Here is a 14,621-nt window from a genome sequence, read left to right as displayed (position 1 = left end):
GCAGGGAGGTTCTCGTGAAGGTCGCGCTGCAACTCGGTTATTGGGGTGCCATGCCACCGCAGCATGCGCAGGAACTTGTTTCCGAAGCGGAGCGAGCGGGATTCGACGGTGTTTTCGCCGCCGAGTCCTGGGGCTCGGACGCGTTCACACCCCTGGCCTGGTGGGGTTCGACCACCACGCGGGTGCGGCTGGGTACGTCGGTGGCGCAGCTGTCGGCGCGGTCGCCGGCCGCCTGTGCGATGCACGCGCTGACGCTGGATCACCTCTCCGGCGGTCGCTGCGTGCTCGGGCTGGGAGTGTCCGGTCCGCAGGTTGTCGAGGGCTGGTACGGGCAGCCGTTCGAGAAACCGTTGGCGCGCACGCGGGAATACGTCTCGATCGTGCGCCAGGTGCTGGCGCGGCAACAGCCCGTGCGCAACGAAGGGCCGCACTACCCGTTGCCCTACCACGGCCCCGGGTCGTCGGGTCTCGGCAAGTCGCTGCGCCCGATCACGCATCCGCTGCGCGCGGACCTGCCGATCTGGTTGGGAGCCGAGGGGCCGCGCAATGTCGCGCAGACCGCGGAGATCGCCGACGGCTGGCTCGCGGTGTACTACTCGCCGCGGCTCGCCGCGGTCTGCGAGGAGTGGCTGGCCGAGGGGTTCGCCCGGCCGGGAGCACGCCGCACCAGGTCGGAGTTCGAGGTCGCGGCGCACTGCCAGGTCCTCGTCACCGACGATGCGGCGGCCGAGAGGGCCGGGTTGAAGCCGTCCCTGGCTCTCTACCTCGGCGGTATGGGCGCTGTCCGGAGGAACTTCCACGCCGATGTGTTCCGCCGCATGGGATACGCGGAGGCGGTCGAGGAGGTGGGGCTGCTGTTCCGGGAGGGGCGCCGTGAGGAGGCCGCCGCGGCGGTGCCGGACGAACTGGTCGACGAGATCGCGATCATCGGGACGCGCGAGCGCGTGGTCGAGCGCGTCCGGCAGTGGGAGCGGTCGGGTGTGGACACTCTGCTGGTCGGCTGCCGGGATGCGGAGCAGGTCCGGACGGTGGCCGAGGTGGTGCGGGAGAGCGGATCCGCCGATTCACCGGTTTCGACCTTGCCTTCTTGATGAAACACGTTCTAGATTCTGGTGTGATTCGTGCCCGCCCCGGTGGGCACCACATCGTGGACGGGAGTGTGCCGTGACCGTCATGGGCCTGTGGAACATCGCGGAGGAGTATCCGGATTCGGTGGCAGTGGTCGATCCGGACGGCCACGAGATGACCTACCGGGAATTGGCCTCCGCCGCCGATCGCATCGGGCGAGGACTGCAGAGCAGGGGACTCGAGCCGGGTGACAGCATCGTGCTGATGTTGACGAACGGTGCCGACCTGCTCGCCGCGTACTTCGCCGCGCTGCAGACCGGGCTGTACGTGGTGACGGTGAACTGGCACCTCGTCGCCGACGAGGTCGCCTACATCATCGACGACAGCGCGGCGAAGGCGTTCTTCGCGCACGAGGACTTCACCGGGGTCGCCGCCGACGCGGCCGCCCGCAGCGACCTGCCCGCCGCGGCGCGGTGGTCGGTGGGGGAGATCCCCGGCTTCCGGCCGCTTGCCGAGCTCGGTGCCGACGAACCCGTCGAGCGGCCGGACGTGCGCACCGCGGGATCGCCGATGCTGTACACCTCGGGCACCACCGGGCGCCCGAAGGGAGTGCGACGGCCACTGACCGGTGCCGACCCGGACGAGGTGCCCGAGCGGTCACGGGGATTCTTCGCGCTGTTCGGCCTGGAGCCCTTCGACGGGCACGTACATCTGTGCGGATCCCCGATGTATCACACGGCCGTGCTCAACTTCGTGAGCATTTCGATCCAGCTCGGCCACACCGCGGTGCTGATGGGCCGATGGGATGCCGAGGAGATGCTCCGACTCGTCGACCGCCACCGGGTGACGCACAGCCATATGGTCCCCACCCAGTTCCACCGCTTGCTGGCCCTGTCCGAGCAGGTCCGCGCGCGCTACGACGTGTCGTCGCTGCGCGCGGTCGTGCACGGCGCAGCTCCGTGCCCGCCCGAGGTCAAGCGACGCATGCTGGAATGGTGGGGGCCCGTGATCATCGAGTACTACGCGGCCACCGAAGGTGGCGGGACGTCGATCGGCGCCGAGGAGTGGCTGAGTAAACCCGGGTCGGTGGGACGGGCCTGGCCCGGGTCCGTCGTGCGGGTGCTCGGTGAGGACGGCGCCGAGCTTCCGCCCGGAGAAGTGGGCACGGTGTACATGCGGATGCACGGTTCGAGCTTCGAATACCACGGGGATGCCGACAAGACCCGCAAGTCCCATGTCGGCGATCTTTTCACGCTCGGTGACGTGGGGTATCTCGACGAGGACGACTATCTCTACTTGTGCGACCGCAAGAGCGATATGATCATCTCCGGTGGGGTGAACATCTATCCCGCCGAGGTCGAGAACGCGCTGGCGGTGCACCCGCAAATCGCCGATGTCGCGGTGTTCGGAGTACCCAACGACGACTGGGGCGAGGAGGTCAAGGCGGTGGTGCAGGTCGCCGAGGACACCGCCGGTGGGCAGCACCTTGCCGACGAACTGATGGAGTTCGCTCGCCGGCGACTGGCGAAGTTCAAGCTCCCGAAGAGCATCGACTTCACCCCCGAGCTTCCCAGGGATCCCAACGGCAAGCTCTCCAGGCGCAAGCTCAGGGATCCGTACTGGGCCCACCGCGACCAGGCGATCTAGGAGTGCCTTTCACGTTCGACCTGGCGCGGTGGTCGGTGAACCGCCTTCTCGGATGCAGTCCTTCCCGGAGAAGGGGTTGTCCAGCGTTGGAGGCCACATCAGGGAGCCACTCTCCATCACGTGGCCCCTGCCTTGCATGAGCCTCAGCCGGGGCCATGAACGGTAACAGCCGGAGCCGGTCGGTTCGCTCAGGCTGAGCACTCGTGCAAAAACCATCCTGAAAGGGCTCGTTAGATGGCAGGCAGCCGTCGTGACCGGATTCGGATGTCTCCGGACGAGATCGAGGACTTCCTCTCCGAGCAGCACACGCTCATCGTCGCCAGCCACGGTCACACCGGGCATCCGCACCTGGTGCCCATGTGGTTCGCGTTCCTGGACTCCGCGATCGTGTTCTGGACGTACGGGTCCGCCCAGAAGACCGTGAATCTGCGCCGCGATGCGCGAATGAGCTGCCTGGTCGAGGCGGGGGAGAGCTACGAGGAGTTGCGCGGTGTGTTCCTGGAGGGACACGCCCACCTCTCGGAGGATCCCGCCGAGATCCAGCGGGTGGGCGAGGCCATCGCGCAGCGTTACGGCGGAGGCCCCCTGGACGAATCGGGGCGGGAAGCGATACGCAGCAAAGGCGGCAAACGGGTGGCCGTGGTGTTCGAGAGCACCCGGGTGGTCAGCTGGGACCACCGCAAACTGGGTCCGGGCGTCTACTGAGGAGTCCTTTTCGGGTGATCGATGAATGCACTCCTGAAGCGACGCCCGGCTCCTTCCCCGCCCTTGTCTAGCGGCCGCGAAATTCGGGGATCCGCTTGTCGGCGAAGGCCCGCGGCCCTTCCTTGGCGTCCTCGCTGCCGAAGACGGCCATGCCGAGACGGGTGTCCACGGTGAACGCCTCGTTCTCGGGCATACCCTCGGTCTCGCGCATGGTCTGCAGGATGGCCTGCACCGCCAGCGGCCCGTTGGCAGCCACCGACTCCGCCAGCTCCATCGCCTTGTCCAGAGCCTGTCCGTCCGGTACGACATGGCCGACCAGGCCTATTTCCTGCGCTTCGAAGGCCGACAGGTGCCGGCCGGTCAGCAGGATCTCGGCGGCCCGCGTGTAGGGAACCTGCCGCGGCAGCCGCACCGCGGAACCGCCGAGCGGGAACAGTCCCCAGCGGGCTTCGGAGACGCCGAAGCGTGCGCTCTCTCCGGCCACCCGGATATCGGTGGCCTGCAGGATTTCGGTGCCGCCCGCCACGGCAGGCCCCTCCACTGCCGCGATGAGCGGCTTGCTCAGGCGCCGTCCCTTCAGCAGTGGTTCGATCACCGACAGATCCTGTCCCGCCGCGCTGTCGCCGGGATGTTGGCTGTTCATGGCCTTGAGATCGGCGCCCGAGCAGAAAGCACCGTCCGCCCCGGTGAGCACGCAGACCCGTATCTCATCGTTGCCGTCCACTTCGTCCCAGGCCTGTCGCAGGATGGACAGCATCGACGCGGACAGGGCGTTGCGCGCCTCGGGGCGGTTGAGCGTGACGACCAGGACATGCCCGTGCTGCTCCACGAGGCAATCCGGCTGCTGCGCGTCCTGATTCCGGGTATCGGATTGTGCCGATGTCATCGTGGGCGCCTCCGGAGAAGAAGAAGTTCTTCGGCCGAACGGGTCAGGCCATTGTCACGAATGATAACACGTTCTAGTTTGTTTCGGGTGGCACACAATATCGCAGATCTCTTCGAGCACGCAGTTGACTTGACCCCCGAACGCGTCGCCGTGGTCTGCGGCGAGCGTCGCCTCACGTACCGGCAACTGGAGCAGCGAGCGAACCGCCTCGCCCACTACCTCGCGGACCGGGGAGTGGGGCAGGGCTCGCACATCGGTGTGTACTCCCGGAACTCCATCGAAGCGCTGGAAACGATGATCGCCGCGTACAAGCTGCGCGCCGTGGCGATCAACATCAATTACCGCTATGTCCCCGGCGAACTGCGCTACATCTTCGACGACGCCGATCTCGCGGTCCTCGTTCACGAACGCAGGTACTCACAGCGAGTGGCCGAGGTCCTGCCCGACATCGACGGCCTGGACACCGTGCTGGTCGTCGAGGACGGCACGGACGGTGATCACTCCGCCTACGGGGGAGTCGAGTACGAGTCCGCCCTGGCGGAGGGTTCGCCGGACCGCGACTTCGGCGAGCGCAGTGACGACGATCTCTACCTGCTCTACACCGGCGGCACCACGGGTCAACCCAAGGGGGTGATGTGGCGCCACGAGGACGTCTGGCGCACCCTCGGGGGTGGCATCGACTTCATGACGGGAGAGCCCGTCGCCGACGAATGGCAGCAGGCCCGCCAAGGAGCCGAGAGCGGCGGGCTCGTCCGATTGCCTGCCGCACCCTTCATCCACGGTGCCGCCCAGTGGGCGGCGCTGGGCAACCTGTTCGCGTGCAGCTCCGTGGTGTTCGTGCCGGAGTTCGACGCCCACGAGATGTGGCGCGAGATCGAGCGCAACGGTGTCAATGTTCTGGCCATCACCGGCGACGCGATGGCTCGCCCCCTCATCGAGGCCTACCACCAGGGCGACTACGACGCTTCCTCCCTGGTGGCCATCTCCAGCAGCGCGGCGCTGTTCTCCCCCTCGGTGCAGGAGCAGTATCTGGAGGCGCTGCCCAACGTGGTGATCACCGACTCGATCGGTTCCTCGGAAACCGGGTTCAGCGGTATCGGCGTGGTGGGCAAGGGCAGCGAGAACTCCGGAGGTCCCCGGGTCAATGCGGGCACCTCCACCACTGTCATCAGCGATGACGGCAGGGTTCTGCAGCCGGGAACCGGCGAGGTGGGTTGGCTGGCTCGCTGCGGCCACATCCCGCTGGGCTACTACAACGACCCCGACAAGACCGCATCGGTGTTTCGGGAGATCGACGGCCGGCGCTACGTCGTTCCCGGCGACTACGCCCGGTTGGAAAGCGACGGGCAGATCACCATGCTCGGTCGGGGGACCATGAGCATCAACACCGGCGGGGAGAAGGTGTTCCCCGAAGAGGTCGAGGGAGCGCTGAAGTCGCACCCCGACGTGTTCGACGCCCTGGTGGTGGGTGTCCCCGATGAGCGCACGGGGCAGCGCGTCGGCGCTGTGGTCCAGCCCAGGCCGGGTGCGACCCCCGACCTCGACACGCTCGCCACGTACCTGCGGGAGCACATCGCCGGATACAAACTGCCGCGAACCCTGTGGCTGGTCGACGAGATCAGTCGATCGCCGAGCGGCAAGCCGGACTACCGGTGGGCGCGGCGTCATACCGAGGAACGCGAGCCCTCCTCGGCTGTGCGGCCACGCTCCACCCCCGTTGCCGACTCCCGCTGATCCGACGTCCATCGACCCGAATCCCTCCGAAAGGACCGATCCATGCGTACCTCACTCTGCGACACACTCGGCGTCGAGCATCCGATCGTCGGCTTCACGCCCTCCGAACACGTCGCCGCGGCGATCAGCCGCGCCGGTGGGTTCGGCGTGCTCGGGTGCGTGCGATTCAACGACGCCGACGAGCTGGACAGAGTTCTGGACTGGATGGACCGCAACACCGACGGTCGGCCCTACGGGGTCGACATCGTGATGCCGTCGAAAGTCCCCACCGAAGGCACCGATGTGGACCTGGCGGAGATGATCCCGGCCGAACACCGGGAATTCGTCGATCGGACGCTGGAGCGGCTCGGCGTACCGGACCTGCCGGAGGAGGACGAGCAGTCGGATTCGGTGCTGGGCTGGTTGCACTCGGTGGCGCGCTCACATGTCGATGTCGCCCTGCAGCACCCGGTGAAGCTGATCGCCAACGCGCTCGGGTCCCCGCCCCGGGACGTGATCGAGCGGGCTCATGACCACGACATCCTCGTGGCGGCGCTGGCGGGCAAGGGCGAGCACGCGCAGCGGCAGGTGGATGACGGCGTGGACCTCGTCGTGGCCCAGGGACACGAGGCCGGCGGGCACACCGGTGAGATCGCCACGATGGTGCTCGTCCCCGAGATCGTCGATGCGGTGGGGGATCGGGTTCCGGTTCTGGCGGCCGGGGGAATCGGTTCCGGGCGGCAGGTGGCCGCCGCGCTCGCCCTCGGAGCCTCCGGGGCGTGGATGGGATCGTACTGGCTGTCCACTGCCGAGTACGCGCTGACCGCCGGGGACACGGCGATGCAGCAGGCGCTGTTGAAGGCCGGCTCCGGCGACACGGTCCGCTCCCGGATCTACACCGGCAAGCCGGCCCGGTTGCTCAAGACCCGGTGGACCGAGGCGTGGTCCGAGCCCGGCGCTCCGGAACCGCTGCCGATGCCGCTGCAGAACGTTCTGGTCAGCCAGGCGCACCGGCGCATCATGCGCTCCGACGACCCCGAGGTCGTGTCGATGCCGGTCGGGCAGATCGTCGGCCGGATGAACGAGATCCGCCGGGTCGACGACGTGATGGCCGGCCTGCTGCGGGAGGTCGACGAGACATTCGCGAGGCTGGACAAACTGCGCTGAGGCGTGCGGATGGCGGTGCGGCTCCTGCCCTTGTCCGCACCGCCGTCGTTTCCGGCCGGGCGCAGTCCTCTGCGCCCGTTTTTCGAGAACTATTCCTCGATCGCCTCGGCGGCCAGGGTTCGGCCGATGTGGCCGAGCTGCGCGGTCGCCGCACCGAGGGTGAATTCGTGGTACTTGGCCGCGACGAAGTACCGATGCAGATGGTGGTCGAGATCAATGCCCACGCCACCGTGGACGTGCACGGCGGTGTGGGCGACTCGGTGACCGCCTTCGGCGGCCCAGAACTTCGCCGTGGCCGCCTCGGTGTCACAGGGAAGCCCGTGCGAGGCCAGCCACGCGGCCTGCCACATCGTCAGCCGGACCGCTTCGACATCGATGTAGGCATCGGCGAGGCGCTGCGCCACGGCCTGGAAGCCGCCGATCGGGTGGCCGAACTGCACCCGGTCACGAGCGTACTCGGCGGTCAGTTCCAAAGCTCGTTCGAGCACTCCGAGCTGTCCGGCGCACAGGCCGATCGTTCCGTGGCGCAACATCAGGTCGAGAATCTGCGGCCCGTGTTCGACACCGCCGAGTACACGATCCTGCGCCAGTGACACCTCGGAGAGTTCGAGCCACGCCTCGGTGCCTGCGCCGGTGACTCGCTGGCTTTCCAGGGTCACTCCTCGGTCGCCCGGCGCGACGAGAAAGACCGCAGGTCCCTCGGGGGTCGTCGCGGGCACCAGGACGAGATCGGCCACCGGTCCGGCGGGGACGGTGGTTTTGGTCCCGTTGAGCACCCAGTGCTCGCCCGAGCGGTCGGCACGGGTCGACGGCGTGCGCGGATCCGCACTGCCCTCCTCGACCATGGCCGCGGTGAGGACCGTCTCGCCGGCCCCGGCGGGTACCGCCCAGCGGTCCCGCTGCTCACGAGTACCGAACCGGGCGAGTGTGGCGGCGGCCAGTACCACGGAGGACAGGTACGGCACCGGCGCGGTCGCACGTCCCATTTCGATCAGCACGCTGCACTGCTCCAGCAGGCCGAACCCGGCACCACCCACGTCGGGTGGCAGGGTCGCGCCGAGCACGCCCGCCCGCCCCAGCTCCTTCCACAGCGCACGATCGAACCGGCCGCTGTCGGAGTCGAGCTCCCGAAGGCGTGCGTCGGTGACGTGGTCGGCGAGGATGTCGGTGGTCAGTCCTGCGAGATCCTGCTGGGCTTCGGTCGGCGAGAAATCCATGTCTGCCTTTTCGCGTCGGCGGTGGGGGTGTGGTCAACGATGGGCTCGGGGCAGGCCGAGTCCCACCGTGGCCACGATGTCGCGCTGGACCTCATTGGTTCCGCCGCCGAAAGTCAGGATCAGCGACGAGCGGTGCATGCGCTCGATCCGCCCCCGCAGCGCGGCGCCACGGGAGCCCTCGCGTATGCACGCGGCGGAGCCGAGTACCTCCATCAGCAGCCGGTAGGCGTCGGTGGCGAATTCGGTGCCGAACACCTTCGTCGCCGAGGCGGCAGCCGGAGCGGGTTCCTGATCGGCGGTCCAGGCGATCTTCCAGTTCATCAGTGTGAGGAACTCGACTCCCGAATGGACCCGTGCGAGATGGTGCTGGACCCACTCCTGGTCGATGACCCGCCGGCCGTCGGCGAGCTCGCTGCCCTGCGCCCAGGCACGAACCTCATTCAGTGCCGAGCGCAGCGGGGCAGCGGAGGTGAGTGCGACGCGCTCGTGGTTGAGCTGGTTGGTGATCAGTGGCCACCCCTCGTTCTCGGTGCCCACCAGGGCGGAGGACGGCACGCGCACGTCCTGGTAGTAGGTGGCGCTGGTCGTGGGACCTGCGACGGTGTGTACCGGCGTCCAGGAGAATCCGGGCGCATCGGTGGGCACGACGAGGATGCTCAGGCCCTTGTGCTTGCGCGCGTCCGGGTCGGTGCGGCAGGCCAGCCAGACGTAGTCGGCGTACCGGATCAGGCTCGTCCACATCTTCTGCCCGTTGATCACGTACTCGTCGCCGTCGCGGACGGCGCTGGTGCGCAGCGCGGCGAGGTCGGTCCCGGCCTCGGGTTCGGAATACCCGATGGCGAAGTGGATGTCGCCGGCGGCGATCCGCGGCAGGAAGAAGGACTTCTGCTCCTCGGTTCCGTACCGCATGAGCGTGGGCGCGACACTGTTGAGCGTCAGGAACGGAACCGGCACACCGGCGATGGCCGCCTCGTCGGTGAAGATCAGCTGGTCGAGCATCGTGCCACCGTGGCCGCCGTATTCCCGGGGCCATCCGAGCGCCAGCCACCCGTCGGCGCCCATGCGGCGCACGATGTGTTTGTAGGCCGCACCGTCTCCGTAGTCCTCCTGGGAGTTCAGCTCCGCACGGAGCTGCGGCGTCATCAGTTCCGCGAAGTAGGCGCGCAGCCGTTGTCGCAGATGTTCCTGTTCCGGGGTGTAGGTGATACGCATGCATGCTCCTGAGCCGAGCCGGGCGACGCGCCGCTCACTCTTATGAAACGTGTTTCAGTGAATATATCCGGGTGTGCACCCGGAGTCGAACACCGGCGCGGAGTTCTTCCGGATGGATCTTGCCCGGTGCGTCATGATGTATAACGCGTTCTACCAATGAGCAGGGAGACGGCGGAAGACCTCTTCGCGTGGTGGTCGCGATGGCCGGAATCGGAAGCGGCGGGAAGCGTGACCTGTCTCTCACGTGCTCGTTGAGGGACTGACGTGGCGACCCGGTCGTGCGTGGCGGTACGGCACGCCCGGCAAGGCGAACAGGGAGGGACCGATGGAGGTCAGTGTCGATCCTCGGCTGTGCGAGGCGAACGGAGTGTGCGTCGGGCTCGCGCCCGGTGTCTTCGCGCTGGACGACGAGGAGATGTTGCGGATCCGGCAGCCCGCCGAGGACTCCGAAGAACTGGAACGTGTTGTCAAAGCTGTTCAGTTGTGCCCGAAAGGAGCGCTCGAAATCCGCACTCCCGAGTCGGAACCCAACCCTTGAGGTAATTGATAACACGTTCTAGTGTGTTCCACGTTACACACACTCGTGCAGAGCGGCCTCGGGGCCAGTGAGGAGACAGGGCCGGTGAAGGCAGCGGTACTGAAGCAGATCGGTGATGACAAGCTCGATATCCGTACGGACGCCGCCACCACCGGCCCCGGTCCCGAGGAGGTCCGCGTCCGGATCCGGGCGTCCGGGATCTGCCACAGTGATGTGTCGGCGATGAACGGATCACTGCCCACGATGGCGCCCGGCGTCATGGGGCACGAGGGTGCCGGCGAAGTACTGGAAACGGGCAGCGCGGTCACCGACCTCGACCCCGGGGACCGGGTGGTCATTTCCTTCGTGCCGCCGTGCGGCGGCTGCCCCCATTGCCTGCGGGGACAGCCGAACCTGTGCGAGGTGCACACGGTCGCCGCATTCACCTCGCCCCGCTTCGAGGTCGGCGAGGAACCCGCGTTCGGCTTCGGCGGATGCGGGACGTTCGCCGAAGAAGTGGTCGTGCCGCGTAGCGGGGCGATCAAGGTCGATGACGAGGTTCCGTTCGAAGTCGGTGCCCTGCTCGGTTGCGGGGTGCTGACCGGCGTCGGCGCCGTGATCAACACCGCCGCGGTCGAGCCGGGTTCCACCGTGGCCGTCATCGGATGTGGTGGTGTGGGGATCTCGGTGATCCAGGGGGCCCGGCTGGCCGGCGCGACACGGATCGTCGCGGTCGACCCGGACACGGACAAGCACGCGTCCGCCCGGCGGTTCGGCGCCACGCACGTCACCACACCGGACGGCCTGCAAGAACTGAACGATTCGGTCACCAGTGGAAGCGGGTTCGACTACGCCTTCGAGGTCGTGGGGCTGGCCGCAACCATCCGCACCGCCTACGACGCGACCAGGCGAGGTGGCAGCGTCGTCGTGGTCGGCGCCGGAGGCCCCGAGCAGAAAATCGAATTCACCGCGCAGGAACTGTTCATCACGGAACGAAAGATATTGCCGTCCTTCTACGGCTCGGCCGATCCGCGCCGCGATGTCGGTCGGATGGTGGAGTTCTGGCGAGCGGGCCTGCTCGACCTCGAGGGCATGGTCAGTACCCGCATGTCTCTCGACGACGTCAATGCCGGTCTGGATGCGCTCAAGGACGGCACCAACGGTGTTGTGCGGCAGATCGTCACTGTGGACTGACGGCGCTTTTCGACCTCCGAGCACAGCACGACGAACGGAGCCGGCCGTGGACGGCTCCCGGACATCGGGTCCGGGTCGCAAGGCCGCCACGTAGCCGGTGCCGGATCCACGCAGGATCGATCGACGAGGAGGATGAGCGATGACGCTGACCATGCAGCAACATCGTGAAGAGGTGGGGATCAAGGACGGCCTGCTGCTCGTGGACGGGCAGTGGCGGCAGGCCCGCCGGGAAACGACCTGGTCGCACCAGCACCCGGCCACCGGGGAATCGATCGGTGAGTTCGCGGTGGCCGGCTCCGAGGACGTCGACGAGGCGGTCCGTGCGGCCCGCCGCGCGTTCGACGATGGACCGTGGCCGCACATGCGTGCGGGCGAGCGCGCGCGGCTGCTGAACGGTTGTGCCGCTCTGCTGCGCGAGCACACCGACGAGTTGCGCGCCCTGCAGGCACTGGACAACAGTGTGCCGCTGTCCTTCGGATCCATCTACGCGGGGTCGGTCGCCGTCGCGGCCGATGCCTTCGATCACCATGCGGGATGGATCGACAAGGCAGGCGGCCAGACGTTCGCGCCGTATCAGGGCGGGGACCACCTCGCGATGACCTTCCGCGAGCCGATCGGTGTGGTCGGTGCGGTGCTGCCCTGGAACGCGCCGTTTCTGCTGTTCGCGCAGAAGGTGGCCCCGGCACTGGCCGCAGGGTGCACCGTCGTGCTCAAACCTTCGGAATACGCCACGTTCAGCGTCCTGCGCATGGTGGAGCTGCTCGTCGAGGCAGGCTTGCCGCAGGGAGTGATCAACGTGGTCACCGGTCCGGGAGATCCGACCGGTGAAGCACTGATCACCCACGAACAGATCGACAAGGTCAGTTTCACCGGCAGCCGCGAGGTGGGGCGGCGGATCGTGGAGGCCTCGGCGGGCACCATGAAGCGGGTCTCGCTGGAACTCGGTGGCAAGAGTCCCGCGATCGTCTTCCCCGATGCGGACGTCGGGATGGCCGGAATGACCGCCATGGGCATGGTGACGATGGGCCTGTCCGGTCAGGCCTGCATCGCCCACACCAGGGCTCTGGTGCACCGCGACGTCTACGACGAATTCGTCGCCGCCGCGGAGATGATCGCCGGCTCGGTGACCTACGGTGACCCCTTCGATCCCGGCGTGCAGGCGTGCCCACTGATCAACGAGCGACAGTTGAACCGGGTCCTGGGGTATGTCGAGAAGGCCCATGAGGAAGGCGCGCGACTGGTCACGGGGGGAGACAAAGCCGGCGGGGACCTCGGTGCGGGCCATTTCGTGACGCCGACGATCTTCGCCGATGTGGACAACTCGATGAGCATCGCCCAGCAGGAGATCTTCGGTCCGGTGCTGTCCGTGGTGCCGTTCGACGACGAGGACTCGGCCATCGGGATGGCCAACGATTCCGAATACGGCCTCGGCGCCGGTGTGTACACCGCGGATGCGCAGCGCGCGTTCCGGGTGGCGCGCCGGGTGCGATCCGGAACCGTCGGGATCAACGGTTTCCAGGTGGAACCGCACCTTCCCTTCGGCGGGTTCAAACAATCCGGTCTCGGCCGCGAGGGTGGGCAGGCGGCTTTCGAGTCCTACACGGAACTCAAGACCGTGATGATGCCGCTGACCGACGAGATGATGTGACGACGGGAGAAACCGAGCATGCCGCGTCTACAGGACAAGGTCGCGATCATCACCGGCGCGTCCCGGGGGCAGGGAGCGGCCGAGGCGCGCCGATTCGTGGCCGAGGGGGCACGTGTCCTCGTCGCCGATGTCGCCGATGAGGACGGCAAGAGCCTGGCCGACGAACTCGGTGAGGCTGCCGTCTACCACCACCTCGACGTTTCCTCGGAGGACGAGTGGGCAAGCGCGGTGAGCGCCGCCGAATCCGCGTTCGGCCGCGTCGACGTGCTGGTCAACAACGCGGGCATCCTGCATTTCTCCGCGCTGGCCGAGACGAGTCTGGCCGACTACGAACGCGTCGTCCGGACCAACCAGATCGGCACGTTCCTGGGCATGCGGGCCGTGATCCCGTCGATGGGGCGAGGCGCTTCCATCGTCAACCTGTCCTCCGTGGAAGGACTGGCCGGTATGCCGTTTCTGGTGTCGTACACGGCGAGCAAATTCGCCATTCGCGGGATGACCAAGGTCGCGGCGATGGAGCTGGGACAGCAGGGAATTCGGGTGAACTCGGTGCATCCCGGTGTGATCGACACCCCGATGATCCAGGACGCGGCCGGTGGCGACATGGACACGTCCTATGTGGGCAAACGGGTCGCGCTGGGCCGTGTGGGACAACCGGACGAGATCGCCGATCTCGTGGTGTTCCTGGCCAGCGACGAGAGTTCGTACTGCACGGGCGCGGAATTCGTCGCCGACGGAGGAGCGACCGCAACACATTCCCTGCTCCAGACCTGAACGCTTCCGCGGAAGACGTGATGGGTGTGGAAGTAGCGGTTGAACAGTCACCGAGACCTTGCGGGAGTCGCCGATGAGTTCTCCGGGCGCCAGCCATCGCGTTCCCCTCAGCGCCGCGTTCAACCAGGTCGGCCGCATGTCCACGCTGGGCTGGCAGGTGTTGCGGGCCATCCCGCGCCGTCCGTTCCCATTCCGCGAGTTCATTCAGCAGTGCTGGTTCTTCGCCAGCGTGACGATTCTGCCGACCGCCATGGTGGCGATCCCGTTCGGTGCGGTCATCGCGATGCAGCTCGGGTCGTTGACCAAGCAGATCGGTGCCCAGTCGTTCACCGGCGCGGCCAGCGCCCTGGCGATTCTGCAGCAGGCCAGTCCGCTGGTCACGGCACTGCTGGTGGCAGGAGCGGGCGGTTCGGCCGTGTGCGCGGACATCGGAGCACGCACGATCCGCGAGGAAATCGATGCGATGGAGGTGCTGGGTGTCTCGACGATCCATCGCCTGGTCGTGCCGAGGGTGCTCGGCGCCGTGGTGGTCGCGGTCCTGCTCAACGGACTGGTCACCGTCGTCGGCGTACTCGGTGGGTACTTCTTCAACGTGATCCTGCAGGGCGGCACTCCCGGCGTGTACCTGGCCAGTTTCAATGCCCTGGCTCAGCTGTCCGATCTGTGGATCAGTGAGTTCAAGGCTCTCCTCTACGGATTCGTGGCCGGGGTGGTGGCCGCTTACCGCGGTCTCAATCCCGCCGGAGGGCCGAAAGGGGTCGGTGATGCGGTCAACGAGGCCGTCGTGATCACTTTCCTGCTGTTGTTCCTGCTGAATCTGGTGATCACCGGCATTTACCTGCAGATCGTCCCGCCGAAGGCGTTGTGATCGCC

The 14,621-nt window shown here is 67.3% G+C and carries 13 protein-coding genes; 10 read left to right on the top strand and 3 right to left on the bottom strand.

Translation table 11 applies throughout. From position 1 onward, the window contains the following. Positions 1 to 14 precede the first annotated feature (14 nt). The 3 genes from DFQ14_RS08705 to DFQ14_RS08695 all read left to right on the top strand — a co-directional run bounded on the left by DFQ14_RS08705 (position 15) and on the right by DFQ14_RS08695 (position 3,420). Positions 15 to 1,091 (top strand): LLM class F420-dependent oxidoreductase, encoded by a 1,077-nt coding sequence (locus tag DFQ14_RS08705; RefSeq protein WP_114452853.1) that lies wholly within the window; start codon positions 15 to 17, stop codon positions 1,089 to 1,091. A gap of 82 nt (positions 1,092 to 1,173) precedes the next feature. Next, positions 1,174 to 2,715 carry an acyl-CoA synthetase gene (locus DFQ14_RS08700; RefSeq protein ID WP_114452852.1) on the top strand — a complete coding sequence of 514 codons (1,542 nt, stop codon included), beginning with the start codon at positions 1,174 to 1,176 and terminating at the stop codon, positions 2,713 to 2,715. Positions 2,716 to 2,949: 234 nt separating this feature from the next. Next, positions 2,950 to 3,420 (top strand): pyridoxamine 5'-phosphate oxidase family protein, encoded by a 471-nt coding sequence (locus DFQ14_RS08695; protein ID WP_114452631.1) that lies wholly within the window; start codon positions 2,950 to 2,952, stop codon positions 3,418 to 3,420. A 67-nt stretch (positions 3,421 to 3,487) separates the two neighbouring features. On the opposite strand, the gene DFQ14_RS08690 is transcribed toward DFQ14_RS08695, so the two are convergent. Beyond that, the gene (locus tag DFQ14_RS08690) at positions 3,488 to 4,306 is read right to left on the bottom strand and encodes a crotonase/enoyl-CoA hydratase family protein (protein WP_114452629.1); all 819 of its coding nucleotides are present in this window, start codon (positions 4,304 to 4,306) and stop codon (positions 3,488 to 3,490) included. Positions 4,307 to 4,393: 87 nt separating this feature from the next. Between DFQ14_RS08690 and DFQ14_RS08685 the strand changes: the two genes are divergently transcribed. Together DFQ14_RS08685 and DFQ14_RS08680 are read left to right on the top strand one after the other, a co-directional pair. Next, on the top strand, positions 4,394 to 6,040 hold the full coding sequence (locus DFQ14_RS08685; protein ID WP_179951527.1) for an acyl-CoA synthetase: 1,647 nt from the start codon (positions 4,394 to 4,396) through the stop codon (positions 6,038 to 6,040). A gap of 42 nt (positions 6,041 to 6,082) precedes the next feature. Then, the gene (locus DFQ14_RS08680; protein WP_114452625.1) at positions 6,083 to 7,186 is read left to right on the top strand and encodes an NAD(P)H-dependent flavin oxidoreductase; all 1,104 of its coding nucleotides are present in this window, start codon (positions 6,083 to 6,085) and stop codon (positions 7,184 to 7,186) included. Positions 7,187 to 7,275: 89 nt separating this feature from the next. On the opposite strand, the gene DFQ14_RS08675 is transcribed toward DFQ14_RS08680, so the two are convergent. Further along, positions 7,276 to 8,403: an acyl-CoA dehydrogenase family protein gene (locus tag DFQ14_RS08675; protein ID WP_114452623.1), complete on the bottom strand. Its 1,128-nt coding sequence runs from the start codon at positions 8,401 to 8,403 to the stop codon at positions 7,276 to 7,278. Positions 8,404 to 8,436: 33 nt separating this feature from the next. Further along, positions 8,437 to 9,615: an acyl-CoA dehydrogenase family protein gene (locus DFQ14_RS08670; protein WP_114452621.1), complete on the bottom strand. Its 1,179-nt coding sequence runs from the start codon at positions 9,613 to 9,615 to the stop codon at positions 8,437 to 8,439. 325 nt (positions 9,616 to 9,940) lie between these two features. On the opposite strand from DFQ14_RS08670, the gene DFQ14_RS08665 reads away from it, so the two are divergent. From DFQ14_RS08665 to DFQ14_RS08645, 5 genes are all read left to right on the top strand, one after another. Beyond that, positions 9,941 to 10,153: a ferredoxin gene (locus DFQ14_RS08665; RefSeq protein WP_114452619.1), complete on the top strand. Its 213-nt coding sequence runs from the start codon at positions 9,941 to 9,943 to the stop codon at positions 10,151 to 10,153. Positions 10,154 to 10,237: 84 nt separating this feature from the next. After that, positions 10,238 to 11,326: a Zn-dependent alcohol dehydrogenase gene (locus DFQ14_RS08660; protein WP_114452617.1), complete on the top strand. Its 1,089-nt coding sequence runs from the start codon at positions 10,238 to 10,240 to the stop codon at positions 11,324 to 11,326. A gap of 139 nt (positions 11,327 to 11,465) precedes the next feature. Next, positions 11,466 to 12,974, top strand: a complete 1,509-nt coding sequence (locus DFQ14_RS08655; RefSeq protein WP_114452615.1) for an aldehyde dehydrogenase family protein — start codon at positions 11,466 to 11,468, stop codon at positions 12,972 to 12,974. 18 nt (positions 12,975 to 12,992) lie between these two features. Continuing rightward, a complete protein-coding gene (locus DFQ14_RS08650; protein ID WP_114452613.1) occupies positions 12,993 to 13,748 on the top strand; it encodes a glucose 1-dehydrogenase in 756 nt (251 codons plus the stop codon). A 73-nt stretch (positions 13,749 to 13,821) separates the two neighbouring features. Further along, positions 13,822 to 14,616, top strand: coding sequence for an MlaE family ABC transporter permease (locus tag DFQ14_RS08645; RefSeq protein WP_114452611.1), 795 nt, complete (start codon positions 13,822 to 13,824; stop codon positions 14,614 to 14,616). Positions 14,617 to 14,621 lie beyond the last annotated feature (5 nt).

This window comes from Halopolyspora algeriensis, assembly GCF_003337235.1.
Classification (GTDB): domain Bacteria; phylum Actinomycetota; class Actinomycetes; order Mycobacteriales; family Pseudonocardiaceae; genus Haloactinomyces; species Haloactinomyces algeriensis.
This window is presented reverse-complemented; position numbering and strand designations above follow the sequence as displayed.